The organism is Micromonospora sp. M42 (genome assembly GCF_000568915.1).
Classification (GTDB): Bacteria; Actinomycetota; Actinomycetes; order Mycobacteriales; family Micromonosporaceae; genus Micromonospora; species Micromonospora chalcea.
Genome location: NZ_KK037233.1, coordinates 6,364,780 through 6,385,646, shown reverse-complemented (window position 1 = coordinate 6,385,646; position 20,867 = coordinate 6,364,780). Strand labels below are relative to the sequence as shown.

Here is a 20,867-nt window from a genome sequence, read left to right as displayed (position 1 = left end):
CGCTCATGCCTTCACCTCCGGGCTCACGCCCACCCCGGCGCGTGCCGCGGCGTCCTTGAACGCCATCCACGACAACAGCGCGCACTTGACCCGGGCCGGGTAGCGCGCGACACCCGCGAACGCCACCCCGTCTCCGAGCACGTCCTCGTCCGGCGTGACCTGGCCCCGCCCGGACATCAACTCCACGAACGCCTCGTGCACCACCGCGGCGTCGCTCGCCGCCTTGCCGCGCAGCAGCTCGTGCAGGATGCTCGCCGACGCCTGGCTGATCGAGCAGCCCATCCCGTCGTACGAGATGTCGGTGAACACCGTGCCGTCGGTCGCCACCCGTACGGTGATCTCGTCGCCGCAGGTCGGGTTGACGTGGTGCGCCTCGCCGACCCGGGCGGCCGGGTCCGCCGCGTCCCGCAGGCCACGGCCGTGCGGGTGCTTGTAGTGGTCCAGGATGATCTCCTGGTAGAGGGATTCGAGCTGCATCACTGGAACACCTTCCGCACCCGCTCCAGACCCGCCACCAGGGCGTCGATCTCCGCGGTGGTGGTGTAGAGGTAGAACGACGCCCGCGTCGTGGCCGGCACCCCGAACCGGGTGCACACCGGCCGGGCGCAGTGGTGACCCACCCGCACCTGCACGCCGAGCGAGTCGAGCACCTGCCCGACGTCGTGCGGGTGCACGTCACCGAGCGCGAACGAGATCGTCCCGCCCCGGCCCACCGGCACCGTCGGGCCGAAGATCCGCAGGTCCGGCACGGTGGCGAGGGCGTCCAGCGCGTACGCCGTCAGCTCCTTCTCGTGCCACTGGATGGCCGGCATGCCGATCGCGGTGAGGTAGTCCACCGCCGCGCCGAGCGCGACCGCCTCGGCGATCGGCGGGGTGCCCGCCTCGAACCGGGCCGGCGGCGCGGCGAACGTCGAGCCGCCCATGGTCACCGTCTCGATCATCGAGCCGCCGCCCATCACCGGGGGCATCGCGGCGAGCAGCTCGCCCCGGCCCCAGAGCACGCCGATGCCGGTCGGGCCGCACATCTTGTGCCCGGTGAAGACGATGAAGTCGGCGTCGTAGTCGACCACGTCCATCGGCAGGTGCGGCACCGACTGCGAGCAGTCGAGCAGCAGCAGCGCGCCGACCTCGCGGACCCGCGCGGTGATCCGCGCGGTGGCGTTGACGGTGCCGAGGATGTTCGACATGTGCACCAGCGAGACGATCTTCGTCCGCTCGGTGACCAGGTCGTCCAGGCCGGACTCGTCGAGCCGGCCCTGGTCGGTGACCGGGAACCAGCGCAGCGTCGCGCCGGTACGCTCCGCGAGCAGCTGCCACGGGACGATGTTCGAGTGGTGCTCCATCTCGGAGATCACGATCTCGTCACCAGGGCCGAGCCGGAACCGCGGGTCGCCGTCCGCGCGCAGCGAGGCGTTGGAGAAGGCGTACGCCACGATGTTGATCGCCTCGGTGGAGTTCTTGGTGAACACCACCTCGTCCACGCTCGGCGCGTTGATGAACGCGGCGATCTTCGCCCGCGCGCCCTCGTACGCCTCGGTCGCCTCGGTGCCCAGCGTGTGCACCGAGCGCGACACGTTGGCGTTGTGCAGCGCGTAGTGCTCGGCGAGCACGTCGAGCACCTGCCGCGGCTTGTGCGAGGTGTTGGCGCTGTCGAGGTAGACCAGCGGGTGGCCGTTGACCTCCCGGTCGAGGATCGGGAAGTCGGCCCGCACCTTCGCCACGTCGAAGCGCGGCACGTCGTCGTACTGCGGCATGCCCGCCGGGATGGCCATCGAGGTCATGTCGAGTCTCAGGCCCGCGCCGCGCCGGCTCCGGCGACGTAGCGCTCGTAGCCCTCTTCCTCGAGCTTGTCGGCAAGCTCCCGGCCGCCCTGCTCGACGATCCGGCCGGCCACGAAGACGTGCACGAAGTCCGGCTTGATGTAGCGCAGGATGCGCGTGTAGTGGGTGATCAGCAGCAGGCCGGTGTCACCGGTGTCGCGCACCCGGTTCACGCCCTCGCTGACCACGCGCAGCGCGTCCACGTCCAGGCCGGAGTCGGTCTCGTCGAGGATCGCCATCTTCGGCTTGAGCAGCTCCAGCTGCACGATCTCGTGCCGCTTCTTCTCGCCGCCGGAGAAGCCCTCGTTGACGTTGCGCTGGGCGAACGCCGGGTCCATCTGGAGCTTCTCCATGGCGCCGCGCAGCTCGCCGGCCCAGGTGCGCAGCTTCGGCGCCTCGCCGTCGATGGCGGTCTTGGCGGTACGCAGGAAGTTGGCCACCGACACGCCGGGGACCTCGACCGGGTACTGCATGGCCAGGAAGAGACCGGCGCGGGCCCGCTCGTCGACGGACATGGACAGCACGTCCTCGCCGTCGAGGGTCACCTCGCCGCCGGTGATCTCGTACTTCGGGTGACCGGCGATCGAGTACGCCAGCGTGGACTTGCCGGAGCCGTTCGGGCCCATGATGGCGTGCGTCTCGCCGGAGCGCACGGTCAGGTCGACCCCGTGCAGGATCGGCTTGAGCTCACCCTCGGGCAGCTTGACCGACACCTTCAGGTCGCGGATCTCCAGGGTGCTCATCAGCGGGTCACTCCATTGCTCGGCAGCGGACGGCCGTCGCCGTCCACGGAAAGGTAGATGTCGCCGTCGCGGACTTCGACGGGATAGACGGGTACGGGTTCGGTCGCGGGCAGGCCGGTGGGCTCACCGGTACGCAGGTCGAAACGGGATCCGTGCAGCCAGCATTCCAGCGTGCAGCCCTCGACCTCGCCCTCGGACAGCGCCACGGCGGCGTGCGAGCACTCGTCGTGCACGGCGTAGAACACGTCGTCCTCGCCGTGCACGATCGCGACCTGCACGCCGTCCACGTCGGCGCTGATCACGGTGCCCTTCGGCACGTCCTCGGTGGAGCAGATCTTGAGCATCAGGCGCCGGCCTTCGCCAGCCGGGCCTCGATGGCGTCGCCCAGGCGCTCGCGCAGGTCCTCGACCGGGATCTTGTTGATCAGCTCGGCGAAGAAGCCGCGCACCACCAGGCGCCGCGCCTCGGCCTCCGGGATGCCCCGGGCCATCAGGTAGAACAGCTGCTCGTCGTCGAACCGGCCGGTCGCGCTGGCGTGCCCGGCGCCGGCGATCTCGCCGGTCTCGATCTCCAGGTTGGGTACGGAGTCGGCCCGCGCGCCGTCGGTGAGCAGCAGGTTCCGGTTGATCTCGTACGTGTCGGTGCCGGTGGCCTCGGCGCGGATCAGCACGTCGCCGACCCAGACCGTGTGCGCGTCGTCGCCCTGCAGCGCGCCCCGGTAGCCGACGTTGCTGCGGCAGTCCGGCACGGTGTGGTCGACCAGCTGCCGGTGCTCCAGGTGCTGGCCGGAGTCGGCGAAGTAGACGCCGTACAGCTCGGCCTCGCCGCCACGCTGGGTGTACTCCACAGACGTGTACTGCCGGACCAGGTCGCCGCCGAGGCTGACCTGCACGTGCAGGATCCGGGCGTCGCGGCCCAGCCGTACCTTGAGGTGCTGCGCCTGCACCGCGTCGTCGGCCCAGTCGGCGACGGTGACCAGGGTCAGCTTCGCCCCGTCGCCCACAGTCACCTCGACGTTGTCGGCCAGCGTGGCCGAGCCGACGTGCTCGACCACCACGGTGGCCTCGGCGAACCGGTCCACCTCGACGAACGTGTGACCGAAGGCGAGCGCCTCGGCGTTCTCGCCGACCACCCGCAGGCGCACCGGCGCCTCCACGACCGCGTCGCGGTCGACGCGCACCAGCAGCGCGCCGTCGGCCCCGCCGTACGCGAGCGCGCTGACCCGGTCGAACGGGGTGAGCACGCTGCCGACCCGGGGGTCGTCCCGGCCGATCCGGTCGACGGTGACGCCCTCGGGCAGGTCACCGTACTCGTGCCGGACCGCGCCGGTCGCGCCCTGCGCCGACCCGGTCAGGCCGCGCAGGCGCTTGAGCGGGGTGAAGCGCCACTCCTCCTCCAGGCCGGTCAGGGCCGGGAAGTCGGCGACGTCGTACGAGCGGAGCGCCTGCGACTTGGTCGTGGGCGGCGCGGAAGCCTGGGTAGTCATCTCTTCCTTGGTCTGTTCTACGACGAGGTGTCAGGTGAGGCGGAGGGCGGGCGGCCGGCGTCAGCCGACCGCGCCCTCCATCTGCAGCTCGATCAGGCGGTTGAGCTCCAGCGCGTACTCCATCGGGAGCTCCTTGGCGATCGGCTCGATGAAGCCGCGCACGATCATCGCCATCGCCTCGTCCTCGCTCAGGCCCCGGCTCATCAGGTAGAAGAGCTGGTCCTCGCTGACCTTGGAGACGGTCGCCTCGTGCCCCATCGACACGTCGTCCTCGCGGATGTCGACGTACGGGTACGTGTCGGAGCGGGAGATCGTGTCGACCAGGAGCGCGTCGCACTTGACCGTGCTCTTGCTGCTGGTCGAGCCCTCCAGCACCTGCACCAGACCGCGGTACGAGGTGCGGCCGCCGCCCCGGGCAATCGACTTCGACACGATGGTCGAGGAGGTGTGCGGCGCGGCGTGCACCATCTTGGCGCCGGCGTCCTGGTGCTGGCCCTCGCCGGCCATGGCCACCGAGAGCACCTCGCCCTTGGCGTGCTCGCCGGTCATGTAGACCGCCGGGTACTTCATGGTGACCTTGGAGCCGATGTTGCCGTCGACCCACTCCATGGTCGCGCCCTCGTGGCACACGGCACGCTTGGTGACCAGGTTGTAGACGTTGTTCGACCAGTTCTGGATGGTCGTGTACCGGCACCGGGCGTTCTTCTTGACGATGATCTCCACGACCGCGCTGTGCAGCGAGTCGGAGGAGTAGATGGGCGCGGTGCAACCCTCGACGTAGTGCACGTACGCGCCCTCGTCGACGATGATCAGCGTCCGCTCGAACTGGCCCATGTTCTCCGTGTTGATCCGGAAGTAGGCCTGCAGCGGGATGTCCACGTGCACGCCCTTCGGCACGTAGATGAACGAGCCACCGGACCAGACGGAGGTGTTCAGCGCGGCGAACTTGTTGTCGCCGACCGGGATGACCGTGCCGAAGTACTCCTTGAACAGGTCCTCGTGCTCCTTGAGCGCGGTGTCGGTGTCCAGGAAGACGACGCCCTGCTCCTCCAGGTCCTCACGGATCTGGTGGTAGACCACCTCGGACTCGTACTGCGCCGCGACACCGGCGACCAGGCGCTGCTTCTCCGCCTCCGGGATGCCGAGCTTGTCGTAGGTGTTCTTGATGTCCTCGGGCAGGTCCTCCCAGGAGGTGGCCTGCTTCTCGGTGGACCGCACGAAGTACTTGATGTTGTCGAAGTCGATCCCGGTGAGGTCGGCGCCCCAGTTCGGCATCGGCTTGCGGCCGAACAGCCGCAGGCCCTTGAGCCGCAGGTCGAGCATCCAGGCCGGCTCGTTCTTCTTGGCCGAGATGTCCCGCACCACCGCCTCGCTGAGGCCGCGCTGGGCGGACGCCCCGGCGACGTCGGGGTCGGCCCAGCCGTACTCGTAACGACCGAGGGCCGCGAGCTGCTCCTCCTGGGTCAGGGGCTGAACGATCTGCTCGGTCATCTATCTGTCCTCACAGTGGTGACGGTGGAACCGGACTGGGCGGGAATGTGCGTGGTGCACACGCCGTCGCCGTGCGCGATGGTGGCCAGGCGCTGTACGTGGGTGCCGACCAGACGGGAGATGACCTCGGTCTCGGCCTCGCACAGCTGAGGGAACTCGGCGGCCACGTGCGCCACCGGGCAGTGGTGCTGGCAGAGCTGGCCGCCGGAGGCGATCGTGGACGCGTTGGCAGCGTAACCCTCGGCGGTGAGCGCCCCGGCGAGCGCCTCGGCCCGCGCGAGCGGCGCGTCTCCCGCGTCCTCCATGGCCGCCCGGCAGCGGGTCTCCAGCGCGGAGACCTGCTCGGCCGCGAACGCCGCGACCGCCTCGGCGCCGCCGGTGCGGGCGATCCACCGCAGCGCGGCGGTGGCCATGTTGTCGTAGTGGTGGGTGCCGCAGCGGCCCCGGGCCGCCTCGGTGAGCGCGAAGACCTTGGCCGGTCGGCCCCGCCCCCGGCTGCCGCGCACGACCTGGTCGCGGGCGACCACGTCGCCGTCGGCGAGCATGGCGTCGAGGTGCCGGCGGATCGCGGCCGGGCTGAGGCCGAGCGCCGAGCCGAGCTGCGCTGCGGTGGTGGCGCCCCGCTCCAGCAGGAGCTGGGTGACCCGGTCACGGGTCGACAGGTCGGCCGGAGCGGACTCCCGCTCGACGTGCCGGGTGCCACGACGCGACCGCGAACCGCCGGTGACCGCACCGGTCACCGACGCCCGGGACAGCGCCGCCGCGTTTTTCACAACGGCAACGTTACGTAAATCGTCCGGGGCTCGCAAACCCGGGTCCGGTGATTCCGACCACCGGGGTGGCGGAGTCACCCGATCGGGATCAACTACGGTGCGTAGGATTCGCTCCGTGAAGCGTTCCGTCCGGTTCCCGGTCTCGTCCACGCTGCTGCGCCGCCTCGCGCTCGCCTCGATCATCGCGAACGTCGCGATCGTGGTCACCGGCGGGGCCGTCCGGCTCACCGCGTCCGGCCTCGGCTGCCCCACCTGGCCCCGGTGCACCGACGACTCCTACACCACGACCGCCGAGATGGGGGTGCACGGGGTGATCGAGTTCGGCAACCGGCTGCTCACCTTCGCGGTGGGGATCATCGCACTCGCCGTCGTGCTGGCCGTGCTGGCCCACCGTCCCCGCCGGCGCGGGCTGCTCCCGCTGGCCGTCGGCGTGCTGTTCGGCATCCCGGCCCAGGCGGTCATCGGCGGCATCACCGTGCTGACCAACCTCAACCCGTGGGTGGTCGGGCTGCACTTCCTCGCCTCGATGGCGGTCATCGCCGCCGCGTACGCGCTCTGGCGGCGGATCAAGGAGCCGGACGGGCCGGTCAGCCCGACCGTGCCGGCGCCGCTGCGTACCCTCGCCTGGATCACCACGGCGGTGAGCGCGTCGGTGCTGGTGGTCGGCACCTGGGTGACCGGCAGCGGCCCGCACGCCGGCGACCACGGCGCGGCCCGCAACGGCCTGGACCCGACGCAGATCTCGCAGGTGCACGCCGACGGCGTCTTCCTGCTGATCGGTCTCTCGGTGGCGCTGTACTTCGCGTTCCGGGCGGTCGGCGCGGAGCGCGCGGCGCGGGCCGCCGCGGTGCTGATCGCGGTCGAGCTGGGCCAGGGCGTGATCGGCTTCGTCCAGTACTTCACCCACCTGCCGGGCGTGCTGGTCGGCGCGCACATGCTCGGCTCCTGCCTGGTGCTGCTGGCCACGCTCGGCGTCCTGTTCGCGACCCGGGAGCGGCTGCCGGCCGCCCCGCCGGCCCCGGCCGAGCCGGTCGCCGAGCCGGTGGGCGCCGGCGCCTGAGCGGGGCGTTATCGCGCGACGGGAACGGGAAAGCAGTCCGGGCCACGGACCGTACGCCCGAGGGGAGTTCCCGGTGCCGCGCAAGAGCCTCGCCACCACCACGCCGCAACGGCTGACGCCGGTCGCCGGCGCGCCGCTGTGGTGCGACGCCCACGAGCACGGCCTCACCGGCGACGGGGTGACGAACGACCAGCCGGCGCTGGCGGCCCTGGTGGACCGGCTCGGCGCCGGGTACGACGCCGACGGCCGGGCCCGGGTGATCTACTGTCCGCCCGGCCTGTACTCGATCCGCGACGCCGGCACCGTCTGGCGCAGCGGTGTCTCGCTGATCGGCGCCGGACCGGCCGCGACCCGGTTCCTGCTCAGCAACGAGGGCGACCGCAGCGCACCGGTCCCGCTGGCGTACTGGACCACCGTCCAGCACGGCGCGGACCGGGACCGGCACATCGCCGACTGCACGTTCGCCGACTTCGAGATCGACGGCTCCGGGGTCGCCCAGACCTCCTACGACTACCTGGCCAAGGGGCTGGGCCTGCAGTACGTGGTGCGCGGCGTGTTCCGCAACCTCTACATCCACCACACCGGGGCGACCGGCCTGGGCTGTGACTTCCTCCAGGACAGCCTGATCGACGGCGTGGTCGTGGTCGGGTGCGGCCGGCTGGACAACGGCGACCAGATGGGCGGCGCCGGGATCGGCGTCGGTATCGGCGGCTGGGGCGACGTGGAGCGCCTCACCATCGCCAACTGCACCACCATCGGCAACGGCACCAACGGGATCTTCCTGGAGTTGCAGAAGGACTACTGGACCCCACCGCGCGGTTTCCGGATCATCGGCTGCCACAGCCAGGCCAACCGGTTCGGCATCTCCGACTGGGGCGCCGACGGGTTGATCGTCTCCGGCTGCACCATGACCAACAACCTGGAGGCCGGCTTCGACGTGTCCGGCAACGGCACCGCCGGGGTGGCCGGGCGCGGCGGCCTGCTCACCGGCTGCGTGATCGACGCCAACGTCGGCGACGGGATCAGCATGGGCAACACCCCCGGCCCGTACACGGTGCAGGGCAACCGGATCAGCCGCAACGGCGGTTTCGGCTACCACGAGCACGACCTGGGCCACGGCTACCGGGGCGCGGCGGCCGACGTGGTGATCCAGGACAACGACATCCGGGAGAACGCGCTGGACGGCATCCGGATCGACCGGCCGATGCTGGACACCTCGATCGTGGGCAACCGGATCCGGGACAACGGCCGCCGCTCCGCCCCGGCCTGCTCCGGCTCCGGCGAGGCGGTGCGCTACGGCCCGCGCGAGCTCACCGACGGCAACGCGGACTGGCCCGACGGCGGGCACCGGGGCAAGGTGGTCCGGGTCGGCTCACGGGACGCGGTGGTGTCCGACAACAGCGCCACCCGGCTCTCCCTGGCCGAGGTACGCCCGGACGGCACCACCGGCTGGAACGAGGCCACCCCGGGGCCGGGCACGAGGTACGAGCTGCCGGACGGCCCGCCGGCCTGCGGCGGCATCACCATCGCCGCGCCGTTCGACTCGGCCACCGTGCGCGCCAACCGGATCTGGCACCGGGACGCCGACACCCAGGCGTACGGCATCTGGGTCACCGAGGCGGGCAGTTGCGTCTCCTGCGCGTTCGAGGACAACGACCTGGCCGGCGCCGAGGCCGCGCTGCGGCTGGACACGCCGCCGATCGGCGGCCGCTGGACACGCAACCACAGCGACCGCGACTGACCTCCCGGCGGCGCGGGCGGCACCGGCGGCTCGGGCGGCTCCGGTTCAGCCGGGCCGGCGTCGGTGGTGACAGCCAGCATGACCAAGCTGCCGTTGCTGACCGCGTACGCGACGATCAGCACCCAGAGATCGCCGTCGCGGTGCAGCAGCTTGGCGACGTGCAGGCCGAGCAGCGCGCGCTGATGGTATCGAAGACGCGGCCCGGTGGGCCCCGGCGAAAGCCGCCGACGCCACGATGGCGGCGACGGCCGGCCAACGCGCCGCCAGCCCGAGTGGAAACGCGCCCCCTCGTGCCACCCATGGCGTTCCACTCACGGCACGGACGGATCGCGAGTGGAACACCATGGGTACCTGGACAGCCCTGAGACACCCATGGTGTTCCACCCAGGGCCCCGGCAGACAGCGAGTGGAACACCGTGGGTGCCTCGAGCCCTGAGACAGCCTGGCGTTGCGTGCACCGCGTTGGGTGGGTCGGCGAGGTGCGTCCGCAGCCGGGAGGGTCGCGGTCCCGGGCCCGCTGCCAAAGCCCGGACGCCGCCAGGGCCGGCACGCTCGCCACGGCCACGGCCACGGCCACGGCCACCGCCAGGCGGGACGGGTCAGGCGCGGGGGGTCAAGTGGGTGAGCACCGCGTCGGCGAGCCGGTCCGGGGCGCCGTCGGCGTACCCGACGAACAGGCTCGGCTCGGTCAGCTCCAGCTCGACCAGCACCGGCGTGCCGTCCGGGCCGGGGATCAGGTCGACCCGGGCGTAGAGCAGCCGGTCCGGGCCGCCCGGCACGGCTGCCAGCACCTTCTCGGCCACCGCGCGCTGCTCCGCGGTGGCGGTGCGCGCGTCGATGCGCTCCTCCTTGTAGAGCGCGGCCTCGCCCAGGTCCGGCCCGGTCAGCATCGGACCCTTGCGGATCGCGTGGCTGAACGCCAGGCCGTCGGGCCCGGCCAGGAACAGCAGCGCGGTCTCCCCGGCGGTGTCCACCGCGTCCAGGTACGGCTGGACCATGGTGACCCGCCCGGCGTCGGAGAGCCGCCGTACGTGGGCCACCGCCAGTTCCCGGTGCTCCGGGTCGGTCAGGTCGTAGCGGCCGGTGTCCTGGCTGCCGGCGCTGACCGCCGGCTTGATCACGTACTCGCCGCCTGCCGGTGGGGTCCACTCCCGCCCGGGCTCGACCCACTGCGTCGGCACGGTGGGCGCTCCGGCGGCGGAAAGCTCGGACAGGTAGCGCTTGTCGGTGTTCCAGGCGACCACGTCGGCCGGGTTGACCAGGGCCGGCACGGTACGCGCCCAGGCCACGAACTCGTCGCGCCGCCGCGCGTAGTCCCACGGGGAGCGGATCACGACCAGGTCGTACCCGGACCAGTCGACGGCCGGGTCGTCCCAGACCGCGATCTCGGTGGTGACCCCGCGGGCGGCGAGCGGGCCGAGCGCGAGCCGGTCGTCCGGGTCGAGGTCGGGCAGCTCGGCGCAGGTGACGAAAGCGACCCGGGGTCTCCCCCGGGTCGACTGGTGGTGGTTGGTCATTCGGTTATGTCAACGGGCCATCGTGCGCCGGGCCATCGACCGCCACAGGTCGTTGCTCGGACGCATCTGGTCCATCAGTTCACGCTCCCAGGCGTTCTCGACGTCGACCCCGGCCTTCGCGCAGGCCTGCCGCGCGACGTCGGTGCCGTCGGCGAACTGGTCTGCCCATACCCCGTCGGAACCCACGAGGACGATCCGTGCGCCGCGCTTGCCGACGTACTCGATGACCGCCTTCGCGCCGCCGTGTCCGGCGGCGAACGACTTGATGCCCGCGACCAGGCCGTTGGGGGCCTGCTCCGCGGTCTTGTCAGCCGTCAGCGTCGTATCGGAACCATCTGCCATGACGCGAAGCCTAAGCAGAGTTCCACCCGGATGTGCGAGAACCATGAACTGAATGTGATGCCAATTACCCGCCGGTTTAAGAAGAACCACAGGTAATTCGCCTGCATATGTCGCTTATATCTGGGCGAAGCGGGCGGGCGAGATCGTCACAATCTGTCCGGGTTGAACCCCTCCGGGGAAGCCCGAAAAAAATTTCTGATGAACCGCCGGACGGGCGCGTCAGAGCAGCGCGTCGAGCGCGACGGCCGCGAAGAGGATCGTGAGGTACGTGGTGGACCAGTGGAACAGCCGCATCGGCTTGACCGCCTCGCCCCGCGTCGCGCGACGGCACAGCTTGTGCGCCTCGACGAGGAAGATCCCGCCGACCACGAGCGCGGTGACACCGTAGATCGGGCTCATCCCGAGCGGCCAGACCGCCAGCGAGGAGAGCACGGTCAGCCAGGAGAACCCGATGATCTCGGCGTTGACCCGCCGGACCGAGGCCACCACCGGCAGCATCGGCACGCCGGCGCGCGCGTAGTCGGCCTTGTACTTGATGGCCAGCGCGTAGAAGTGCGGCATCTGCCAGAAGAAGACCACGGCGAACAGGCCCCACGCGGCCGGCGCCAGCGAGCCGGTGACGGCGGCCCAGCCGATCAGCACCGGCGCGGCCCCGCAGATACCGCCCCAGAACGTGTTGGCGGCGGTGGTCCGCTTCAGCCACAGCGTGTAGACCAGGTCGTAGTAGGCGATCGCGGCGAGCGTCAGCACCGTCGCCAGCCAGTTGGTGGTCGCCGCCATCAGCGCCACCGAGACGGCCGCCAGCACCAGACCGAAGATCAGCGCGCTGCGCGGAGAAACCGTGTGCGCGGGCAGTGGGCGGCGCTTGGTGCGCCGCATGAGCTGGTCGATGTCCCGGTCGATGTAGCAGTTCAGGACGCTCGCCGCGCCGGCCGCGAGCGAGCCGCCGACAAGCACGACGGCGACCAGCCACAGCGACGGCATGCCGCCGTCCGCGAGCATCATCGCCGGAACGGTGGTGACCAGCAGCAGCTCGACGATCCGCGGCTTGGTCAGCGCCACGTACGCCGCCACCACGGCGCGTACGTCCCGCCGGCCGCTCGCCGGCGCCTCCGCCACCGCGCCCACCGGCGGCTGCCCGGCAGGGTTGCTGACGGGGCGCTCGGTGATCATGCTCACGGATTGCCACCTTCCGGCATCGGCGGGGGGAGGTCGTTCGGCCCGGACCCGTCGAGGTCCACACACCGCCCCACACACTACGCGGCGTCGTTTTGGCTGCCCCGCAGACCCGGCAACGGTGCGAGCCGTCACACCTGGGGTTGAACGACCGGACGTCCGCGATCCGTACAGAACAGCATGCTGAGATCCCCGGGCGGACGTTTAGCACCGCTCGATAGGGTCATCAGTGAGGGTTCCGCCCATCTGCCGAGGAGCACAACCATCGTGGCTGCCAACCGACCCGAGCTTCCCGCTCTCAACTGGTCCGACCTCGACCGCAGGGCCGTCGACACGGTCCGCGTGCTGGCCATGGACGCCGTGGAGAAATCCGGCAACGGCCACCCGGGGACGGCGATGAGCCTCGCCCCGGTGGCGTACCTGCTCTTCAACCGGGTCATGCGGCACAACCCCGCCGACCCGAACTGGGCCGGGCGCGACCGGTTCGTGCTCTCCGCCGGCCACTCCAGCCTGACGCTCTACATCCAGCTCTTCCTCTCCGGCTACCCGCTGTCGCTGGACGACCTCAAGGCGCTGCGCCAGTGGGGCTCGCTCACCCCGGGCCACCCGGAGCACGGCCACACCCCGGGCGTGGAGACCACCACCGGGCCGCTCGGCCAGGGCCTCGGCAACGCGGTCGGCATGGCGATGGCGGCCCGCCGCGAGCGCGGCCTGTTCGACAGCGAGCCGGACCGCGCCGACTCGCCGTTCCGGCACGACATCTGGTGCATCGCCTCCGACGGTGACATCGAGGAGGGCATCACCCACGAGGCCAGCGCGCTCGCCGGTCACCAGCAGCTCGGCAACCTCTGCGTGATCTACGACGACAACGAGATCTCGATCGAGGACGACACCCGCATCGCCAAGAGCGAGGACGTGGCGGCCCGCTACGAGGCGTACGGCTGGCACGTGCAGACCGTCGACTGGCGCAGCGGCGACGCCGACCAGGGCGACTACCACGAGGACGTGGAGGCGCTGTACCAGGCGCTGCTGGCCGCCAAGGCGGAGACCGGCCGGCCGTCGTTCATCGCGCTGCGCACCATCATCGGCTGGCCCGCGCCGAACAAGAAGAACACCGGCAAGATCCACGGCTCGGCGCTCGGCGCGGACGAGGTGAAGGCCACCAAGGAGATCCTCGGCTTCGACCCGCAGCGCACCTTCGAGGTCGACGAGGAGGTGCTCAAGCACGCCCGTCAGGTGCTGGAGCGTGGCGCGCAGGAGCAGGCCGAGTGGACCACCGGGTTCGACGCCTGGGCGCAGGCCAACCCGGAGCGCAAGGCGCTGTGGGACCGGATGGCCACCCGTACGCTGCCGACCGGCTGGACCGACGCGCTGCCGACCTTCCCGGCGGATGCCAAGGGCGTCGCCACCCGGGCCGCCTCCGGCAAGATCCTGGAGGCCCTGGCGCCGGTGCTGCCGGAGCTGTGGGGCGGCTCGGCCGACCTGGCCGAGAGCAACAACACCACGATGAAGGGCGAGCCGTCGTTCGTCCCGGCCGCGCACGCCACCAAGGACTTCCCCGGTGACGAGTACGGCCGCACGCTGCACTTCGGCATCCGCGAGCACGCCATGGGCGCGATCCTCAACGGCATCGCCCTGCACGGCGGCACCCGCCCGTACGGCGGCACGTTCCTGGTGTTCAGCGACTACATGCGCCCGGCGGTGCGGCTGGCCGCGCTGATGAAGCTGCCGGTGACGTACGTCTGGACGCACGACTCGATCGGCCTCGGCGAGGACGGCCCGACGCACCAGCCGATCGAGCACCTGACCGCGCTGCGGGCCATCCCCGGCCTGGACGTGGTGCGCCCGGCCGACGCCAACGAGACGGTCTGGGCGTGGCGGCAGGCGCTGGAGCACACCGACCGGCCGACCGCGCTGGCGCTCAGCCGCCAGGCGCTGCCGACGTTCGACCGCACCGACCTGGCCGGCGCCGAGGGCGTCGCCAAGGGCGGGTACGTGCTGGCCGAGGCGTCGAACGGCAAGCCGCAGGTGATCCTCGTCGGCACCGGCTCCGAGGTGCAGCTCTGCCTCACCGCACGGGAGCGGCTGGAGGCCGACGGCACCCCCACCCGGGTCGTCTCCATGCCCTGCCAGGAGTGGTTCTTCGCGCAGGACGAGGCGTACCGGGAGTCGGTGCTGCCGCGCGGGGTAAAGGCACGGGTGAGCGTGGAGGCGGGCATCGCGATGTCGTGGCGCGCGATCGTCGGCGACAGCGGCGAGTGCGTGAGCATCGAGCACTACGGCGCCAGCGCGCCGCACACCGTGCTCTTCGAGCAGTTCGGGTTCACCCCCGACCGGATCGTGGCCGCCGCGCACGCGGCGCTGACCCGGGTGGGCGACATCACCGGTTTCACGACCGGCAACTGAGGGGAGCGTGGACGGCATGACGGACAGGCTGAAGGAGCTCCAGGGCGCCGGGGTGGCGATCTGGCTCGACGACCTTTCCCGGGTACGGCTGAGCTCCGGCGGGCTGGACAAGCTGCGCCGGGAGAGCCACGTAGCCGGGGTGACCACCAATCCGACGATCTTCGCCAAGGCGCTGAGCGACGCCGGCGAGTACGACTGGCAGCTTCGTGACCTCGCCGTACGTGGTGTGGACGTCGAGGAGGCGGTCCGCATGCTCACCACGTACGACGTGCGGTGGGCCTGCGACGTGATGCGCCCGTCGTACGAGACCAGCGGCGGCGTGGACGGCCGGGTGTCGATCGAGGTGGACCCGCGCTCGGCGCACGACGCGGCGAAGACCGTCGCCGAGGCCAAGGCGCTGTGGTGGCTGGTCGACCGGCCGAACCTGTTCATCAAGATCCCGGCCACCGAGGAGGGCCTGCCCGCGATCACCGCGACGCTGGCCGAGGGGATCAGCGTCAACGTCACGCTGATCTTCGGCCTGGACCGGTACTCGCAGGTGATGGAGGCCTTCCTGGCCGGACTGGAGCAGGCGCAGGCCAACGGGCACGACCTGTCGAAGATCGGCTCGGTCGCCTCGTTCTTCGTCTCCCGGGTCGACACCGAGGTGGACAAGCGGCTGGAGAAGATCGGCTCGGACCGGGCCAAGGCGCTGCGCGGCAAGGCCGCTGTCGCCAACGCCCGGCTGGCGTACGAGCGTTACGGCGAGGTGTTCTCCTCGGCGCGCTGGCAGAAGCTGGCCGACGCGGGCGCCCACCCGCAGCGCCCGCTGTGGGCCTCCACCTCGACGAAGAACCCGGACTACCGGGACGTCATCTACGTCGAGGAGCTGATCGCGCCCGGCACCGTCAACACCATGCCGGAGCCGGTGATCCACGCCTACGCCGAGCACGGCGAGACGAAGCCGGACACCGTCACCGTCGCGTACGACGACGCCCGCCAGGTCTTCGCCGACCTGCTGGCGGTGGGCGTTGACCTGTCCGACGTGATCGCCACGCTGGAGCGCGAGGGCGTGGAGAAGTTCGAGGCGAGCTGGGTGGAGCTGCTGGAGGGGGTCAAGAAGTCCCTCGCCGAGGCGGCCAAGGGCTCGGGCAGCCCGCACCGGGCCGCCGGGAAGAACGCGCAGGCGGCGCAGCAGGCCGGCGGCAACGCGTGACAGACGGCGTCCGACGCGTCCCGGGGCCCGGCCCCGGGACGCGTCGCGCCGTACCGTGGTTTGGGTGAGGGGCGGCACCGTGAGTGACCTGCTGGCCGGGCGGGCCGACATGGCCGCCGGTCTGGCCGTGCGCGGCGCGGACGCCCTCGGCGCGTCGGCGCGCGCCACGCTCGTCGCCCACGACGTCCCGGCCCGGCTCGCCGCCGCCGACCCGGCCCTCTGGGGGCCCGCCGCCGAGTCGGCGGCCCTCGACCGGCTGGGCTGGCTGCACGCCCACCGGCGCAGCCGGGACCTGCTCCCCCAGCTCGCCGAGCTGGCCGCCGAGCTGAGCGACCTGGACCACGTGGTGCTGGCCGGCGCCCGCGGCGACACGCTCGCCGCCGAGGTGCTGGCCGAATGCCTGGGCCGGCCGGTGACGGTGCTCGACACCGCCGATCCGGGGCCGGTCCGGGCCGCGCTCGCCGACCGCCCGGCGCGTACCCTCCTGGTGCTCGCCGCCCGGACGGCCTGGACCGGACCACCGACGCCCACCTGCGGCCTACCGGCAGGCGTGGGCGGACGAGGGCCCGAATGCCGCCCGGCACGTCGTGGTGGTCACCGAGCCCGGCACGGACCTCGCGGCGCGCGCCGACGAGCTGGGCGCGGTGGTGCTCCCGGCCGAGCCCGGCGTGGTCGGGCCGTGGGCCGCGCTCACCGCGTTCGGCCTGGTCCCGGCGGCGCTGGCCGGCGCGCCGGTCGCCGAGGTGCTGGACGAGGCGGAGGCGCTCACCGCCGCGCTCGACCGGGACCGGGACAACCCGGGCCTCGCGCTCGGCGCGGCCCTGGGCGCGGCGCCCGGCGAGGGCCGGCACACGGTAGCGCTGGTCCCCGACGGCACCGGACTCGACGGCCTGGGCCGCTGGGCGGGCGCGCTGCTCGCCGACGCGACCGGCGGACGGCTCCTGCCGGTGGCCGTGGAGTCCCCCGACTCCCCCGGCGCCACCGGGCCGGGCGTGCTCACAGTCGGTCTCGGCGGCGCCCTCGGCGCGGGCGTCGGCCCGGGCGTGGCCGCCGACGTCGCCGTCAACGGGCCGCTCGGCGCGCACCTGCTCACCTGGACCTACGCCGCCGCGACCGCCGCGGTGACGCTGCGGACCGACCCGTTCGCGGCGCCCGCCGCCGCGGCGGCCGACGACGAGGCGGACAGCGGGCCGCCGTCGTCGGTGGAGGACGCGATCGAGGTGTACGCCCCGAGCGGCGCGCCGGCCGACCTGACCGGCGCGCTGTGCTGGCTGCTCGACGGGCTGGGCGAACGGGAACACCTCGCGGTCACCGCGTACCTCGACCCGCGGGCCGACGCGGCGCTGGCCGGGCTGCGCCCGCTGCTGGCACGGCACACCCGGCGGCCGGTCACCTTCACCTGGGGACCGCGCCGGCCGGAGCACACGGACACCCGCGGCCGGCACCTCCAGATCACCGGTGCGGTCACCGATGATCTGGAAGTGCCCGGTCGTCCGTACACCTTCGCGCAGCTCCAGGCGGCCCAGGCCGCCGGTGACCGGCGGGCCCTGGCCGGCCGGGAACGACCGGTGCTGCGACTGCACCTGACCAAGCGGGCGGCTGGCGTCGCCCAGCTGCTGGATACGGCCGGACGGACACGCACGTGACGATCAATGACCTGGAATCAGCGGACCGAGACGCAGGAGGAGGTGGCCCGGTGAACCCGCTGCGCGACGTCCAGGACCGGCGGTTGCCCCGGATCCCCGAGCCGTGTGCCCTGGTGATCTTCGGGGTGACCGGCGATCTGGCCCGCAAGAAACTACTGCCGGCGGTCTACGACCTGGCCAACCGGGGGCTCCTGCCGCCCGGTTTCGTGGTGCTGGGCTTCGCCCGCCGGGACTGGGGCGACGGCGACTTCGAGTCGGTGGCGCACGAGGCGGCCAAGAAGCACGCCCGCACCCCGTGGCGGGAGGAGGTGTGGGCCCGGCTGGCCGGCAACATCAAGTTCGTCGGCGGCTCGTTCGACGACGACGCCGCGTTCGACCAGCTCGCCGCCACGCTCGACGAGCTGCGCGACTCGCACGGCATCGCCGGCAACGCCGCCTTCTACTTCTCCATCCCCCCGGCGGCGTTCCCGGTGGTGCTCAAGCAGCTCGCCCGCACCGGCATGGCGGACAACGACAGGTCCGGCGGCTGGCGCCGCGTGGTGGTGGAGAAGCCGTTCGGCAACGACCTGCCCTCGGCCAAGGCGCTCAACGACCTGGTCGACGACGTCTTCACCCGCCAGGACGTGTTCCGGATCGACCACTACCTGGGCAAGGAGACGGTCCAGAACATCCTGGCGCTGCGGTTCGCGAACAACCTGTTCGAGCCGCTGTGGAACTCCAAGTACGTCGACTCGGTGCAGATCACCATGGCCGAGGACGTCGGCATCGGCACCCGGGCCGCCTTCTACGACTCCGTCGGCACCGCCCGTGACGTGCTCCAGAACCACCTGCTCCAACTGCTCGCGCTGGTCGCGATGGAGGAGCCGACGAGCTTCGACGCCGACGAGATCCGCGCCGAGAAGCTCAAGGTGCTCAAGGCGATCACCGTGCCGCACGACGTCTCCGAGGACACCGTGCGGGGCCAGTACCTGCCCGGCTGGGTGGGCGGCGAGCGCGCCAAGGGCTACCTGGAGGAGGAGGGCGTCCCGGCGGGCTCCACCACCGAGACGTACGTGGCGGTGAAGCTGGGCATCCAGAACCGGCGCTGGGCCGGGGTGCCGTTCTACATCCGGGCCGGCAAGCGGCTGCCCCGGCGGGTCACCGAGGTGGCCATCATGTTCAAGAAGGCGCCGCACCTGCCGTTCAACGCCGCCGACATGGAGTCCCTCGGTCCCAACCAGCTCGTCATCCGCGTGCAGCCGGACGAGGGCGTGGTGCTGAAGTTCGGCTCCAAGGTGCCGGGCACCACGATGGAGGTCCGCGACATCGCGATGGACTTCCAGTACGGCGAGGCGTTCACCGAGTCCAGCCCCGAGGCGTACGAGCGGCTCGTGCTGGACGTGCTGATCGGCGACCGGACGCTGTTCCCGGACGCCGCCGAGGTCGAGCAGAGCTGGCAGGTCGTCGACCCGCTGGAACACGCCTGGGAGGGCACGACGCCGGAGCCGTACCGGGCCGGCGAGTGGGGACCCCGGGCCGCCGACGAGATGCTGGCCCGCGAGGGCCGGGCTTGGCGGAGAGCGTGAGCGAGCACTGCGAGCGAACCAGGAGGCTCCATTGATCGGGCTGTGGGACACCACCGGCAACGAGGTGGTCAAGGCGCTGGCCGCGGAACGGCGCAGCGCGGGCGGGGTGGCCAGCGGCATGGCGCTCACGCTGATCGTGGTGGTGGACGAGAAGCGGGTCCGGGAGGCCGAGGCGGCCGCCACCATCGCCGCGGCGGCGCACCCCTGCCGCCTGCTCGTGGTGGTCCGCTCCGACGTGGAGCGCGACCGCAACCGGCTGGACGCGGAGATCGTCGTGGGCGGCCGGCTCGGGCCGTGCGAGGCGGTGGTGACCCGGATGTACGGGCGGCTCGCGCTGCACGCCGAATCCGTGGTGATGCCGCTGCTGGTGCCGGACGTACCGGTGGTGACGTGGTGGCACGGCGAGCCGCCGGAGGAGATCGCCACCGACTTCCTCGGTGTGGTGGCCGACCGGCGGATCACCGACTCGGCGCAGGCGGCCGACCCGATCGCCGCGCTGCGGCAGCGGGCCCACGACTACGCCCCCGGCGACACCGACCTGGCGTGGACCCGGATCACCCCGTGGCGCACGCTGGTGGCGGGCGCGTTCGACACCACCCAGGCCCGGGTCACCGAGGCCAGCGTGGTGGCGCCCCCGTCGGATCCGACGGCCGCGCTGATGAGCGGGTGGCTCAAGGCCCGGCTCGGCATCGAACCGACCTGGGAGCGGACCGACGAGTTCCCGCGCATGCGTCAGGTGCAGCTGCGCTGCGCCAACGGCGACGAGCTGACGCTGACCCGCGACGACAGCATCGCGGTGTTCCGGCGTACCGGGCAGGAGGACCGCACGCTGCCGCTGGTGCGCCGGCCGCTCGGTGACGAGCTGGCCGAGGAGCTGCGCCGCCTCGACGCCGACCAGGTGTACGCGGAGGCGCTCGGCGCTGCGGCCGGGATCACCGGACTCGACCAGCGGCCCGCCCAGCGGGTGCACGTGTGGAAGGATCCGGCGACCGCCCAGCGGGCCGAGGCCGGCGTGACCGCGCACGCGGGCGCGACCGCGAACGAGTGACCGCCCGGACCGGGTGGTCGGAGGCACAGGTGACCGCCGGTGGGCGGTCGGAACACGAGGGCTCGACGGATGACTGAGGCGAGTGTCGCCGTACACGCCGACCCCGACCTGCTGGCGCAGGCGGTGGCGGCCCGGTTGGTGGTGAAGCTGCTCGACGCGCAGGCCGAGCGCGGCCAGGCGTCGGTGGTGCTGACCGGCGGGCGGATCGCCGCTGCGGTGTACCGGGCGGTCGGGCAGCTGCCCGCCCGGGACGCGGTCGACTGGTCCCGGGTCGACGTGTGGTGGGGCGACGAGCGGTTCCTGCCCGCCGGCGACCCGGAGCGCAACGAGACGCAGGCGCGGGCGGCGCTGCTGGACGCGGTGCCGCTGGACCCGGCCCGGGTGCACCCGATGCCGGCGTCCGACGGCCCGGCCGGTGACGACCCGGAGGCGGCCGCCGCCGGGTACGCGCGGGAGCTGGCCGCCGCCGCCCGGCCCGGGAACGCGATCGTGCCCCACTTCGACGTGCTGATGCTCGGCGTCGGCGAGGACGGGCACGTGGCGTCGGTGTTCCCGGAGCACCCGGTGCACCACGACAACCGCCCGGTCAGCGCGGTACGGGGCAGCCCGAAGCCGCCGCCGGTGCGTACCACGCTGACCCTGCCGACGATCAACACGGCCGAGGAGGTGTGGCTGATCGCCGCCGGGGCGGACAAGGCCCGGGCGGTGGGCATGGCGCTGGCCGGGGCCGGGCCGGTGCAGTTGCCGGCCGCCGGGGTGCAGGGCGTCTCCCGTACGCTCTGGCTGCTCGACCGGGCCGCGGCGGCCAACGTGCCGCCGCGCCTGCGCAGCCTCCGCTGAGGTGTAAGGAAGGGCCCC

The 20,867-nt window shown here is 72.3% G+C and carries 17 protein-coding genes and 1 pseudogene; 8 read left to right on the top strand and 10 right to left on the bottom strand.

Going from position 1 to position 20,867, the window contains the following annotated elements; genetic code table 11:
- Nucleotides 1-3: 3 nt before the first annotated feature.
- From sufU to MCBG_RS29560, 7 genes are read right to left on the bottom strand one after another with little or no spacing between them, the layout of a single operon-like run.
- Nucleotides 4-477, bottom strand: coding sequence for a Fe-S cluster assembly sulfur transfer protein SufU (gene sufU / locus MCBG_RS29590; RefSeq protein ID WP_043329643.1), 474 nt, complete (start codon nucleotides 475-477; stop codon nucleotides 4-6).
- Nucleotides 477-1,781 (bottom strand): cysteine desulfurase, encoded by a 1,305-nt coding sequence (locus MCBG_RS29585; RefSeq protein WP_030503257.1) that lies wholly within the window; start codon nucleotides 1,779-1,781, stop codon nucleotides 477-479. The genes sufU and MCBG_RS29585 overlap by 1 nt, the downstream gene beginning before the upstream one ends.
- A gap of 8 nt (nucleotides 1,782-1,789) precedes the next feature.
- Nucleotides 1,790-2,563, bottom strand: coding sequence for a Fe-S cluster assembly ATPase SufC (gene sufC / locus MCBG_RS29580; protein WP_013287444.1), 774 nt, complete (start codon nucleotides 2,561-2,563; stop codon nucleotides 1,790-1,792).
- Nucleotides 2,563-2,907, bottom strand: coding sequence for a non-heme iron oxygenase ferredoxin subunit (locus MCBG_RS29575; RefSeq protein ID WP_013287445.1), 345 nt, complete (start codon nucleotides 2,905-2,907; stop codon nucleotides 2,563-2,565). The genes sufC and MCBG_RS29575 overlap by 1 nt, the downstream gene beginning before the upstream one ends.
- A complete protein-coding gene (sufD, locus tag MCBG_RS29570; protein ID WP_043329641.1) occupies nucleotides 2,907-4,049 on the bottom strand; it encodes a Fe-S cluster assembly protein SufD in 1,143 nt (380 codons plus the stop codon). The genes MCBG_RS29575 and sufD overlap by 1 nt, the downstream gene beginning before the upstream one ends.
- A gap of 60 nt (nucleotides 4,050-4,109) precedes the next feature.
- Nucleotides 4,110-5,540: a Fe-S cluster assembly protein SufB gene (sufB, locus tag MCBG_RS29565; protein WP_013287447.1), complete on the bottom strand. Its 1,431-nt coding sequence runs from the start codon at nucleotides 5,538-5,540 to the stop codon at nucleotides 4,110-4,112.
- Entirely contained in the window at nucleotides 5,537-6,202 is a 666-nt protein-coding gene (locus MCBG_RS29560) for a helix-turn-helix transcriptional regulator (RefSeq protein WP_223201463.1), read from the bottom strand. Before MCBG_RS29560 ends, sufB begins: the two co-directional genes overlap by 4 nt.
- A gap of 208 nt (nucleotides 6,203-6,410) precedes the next feature.
- Here MCBG_RS29560 and MCBG_RS29555 point away from each other — a divergent pair, with 208 nt between their 5' ends.
- Together MCBG_RS29555 and MCBG_RS29550 are read left to right on the top strand one after the other, a co-directional pair.
- Nucleotides 6,411-7,373, top strand: a complete 963-nt coding sequence (locus MCBG_RS29555) for a COX15/CtaA family protein (RefSeq protein ID WP_181373768.1) — start codon at nucleotides 6,411-6,413, stop codon at nucleotides 7,371-7,373.
- A gap of 73 nt (nucleotides 7,374-7,446) precedes the next feature.
- Nucleotides 7,447-9,114: a right-handed parallel beta-helix repeat-containing protein gene (locus tag MCBG_RS29550; protein WP_043329635.1), complete on the top strand. Its 1,668-nt coding sequence runs from the start codon at nucleotides 7,447-7,449 to the stop codon at nucleotides 9,112-9,114.
- A 599-nt stretch (nucleotides 9,115-9,713) separates the two neighbouring features.
- On the opposite strand, the gene MCBG_RS29545 is transcribed toward MCBG_RS29550, so the two are convergent.
- The 3 genes from MCBG_RS29545 to MCBG_RS29535 form a co-directional block, all read right to left on the bottom strand.
- Nucleotides 9,714-10,631, bottom strand: a complete 918-nt coding sequence (locus MCBG_RS29545; protein ID WP_043329634.1) for an ATP-grasp domain-containing protein — start codon at nucleotides 10,629-10,631, stop codon at nucleotides 9,714-9,716.
- A gap of 9 nt (nucleotides 10,632-10,640) precedes the next feature.
- Nucleotides 10,641-10,973, bottom strand: coding sequence for a hypothetical protein (locus tag MCBG_RS29540; protein WP_013287454.1), 333 nt, complete (start codon nucleotides 10,971-10,973; stop codon nucleotides 10,641-10,643).
- A 219-nt stretch (nucleotides 10,974-11,192) separates the two neighbouring features.
- Nucleotides 11,193-12,152: a heme o synthase gene (locus tag MCBG_RS29535; RefSeq protein WP_043329632.1), complete on the bottom strand. Its 960-nt coding sequence runs from the start codon at nucleotides 12,150-12,152 to the stop codon at nucleotides 11,193-11,195.
- Nucleotides 12,153-12,416: 264 nt separating this feature from the next.
- Between MCBG_RS29535 and tkt the strand changes: the two genes are divergently transcribed.
- The 6 genes and pseudogenes from tkt to pgl all read left to right on the top strand — a co-directional run bounded on the left by tkt (nucleotide 12,417) and on the right by pgl (nucleotide 20,849).
- Nucleotides 12,417-14,555: a transketolase gene (gene tkt, locus MCBG_RS29530; protein WP_043329631.1), complete on the top strand. Its 2,139-nt coding sequence runs from the start codon at nucleotides 12,417-12,419 to the stop codon at nucleotides 14,553-14,555.
- 16 nt (nucleotides 14,556-14,571) lie between these two features.
- A complete protein-coding gene (tal, locus tag MCBG_RS29525; RefSeq protein WP_043331133.1) occupies nucleotides 14,572-15,750 on the top strand; it encodes a transaldolase in 1,179 nt (392 codons plus the stop codon).
- Between the two features lie 79 nt (nucleotides 15,751-15,829).
- Nucleotides 15,830-17,396, top strand: a pseudogene (locus tag MCBG_RS29520) (glucose-6-phosphate isomerase).
- Between the two features lie 50 nt (nucleotides 17,397-17,446).
- Nucleotides 17,447-18,961, top strand: a complete 1,515-nt coding sequence (gene zwf / locus MCBG_RS29515) for a glucose-6-phosphate dehydrogenase (RefSeq protein WP_043329630.1) — start codon at nucleotides 17,447-17,449, stop codon at nucleotides 18,959-18,961.
- A gap of 31 nt (nucleotides 18,962-18,992) precedes the next feature.
- On the top strand, nucleotides 18,993-20,009 hold the full coding sequence (locus tag MCBG_RS29510; protein WP_043329629.1) for a glucose-6-phosphate dehydrogenase assembly protein OpcA: 1,017 nt from the start codon (nucleotides 18,993-18,995) through the stop codon (nucleotides 20,007-20,009).
- 69 nt (nucleotides 20,010-20,078) lie between these two features.
- A complete protein-coding gene (gene pgl / locus MCBG_RS29505; RefSeq protein ID WP_043329628.1) occupies nucleotides 20,079-20,849 on the top strand; it encodes a 6-phosphogluconolactonase in 771 nt (256 codons plus the stop codon).
- Nucleotides 20,850-20,867: the final 18 nt, after the last annotated feature.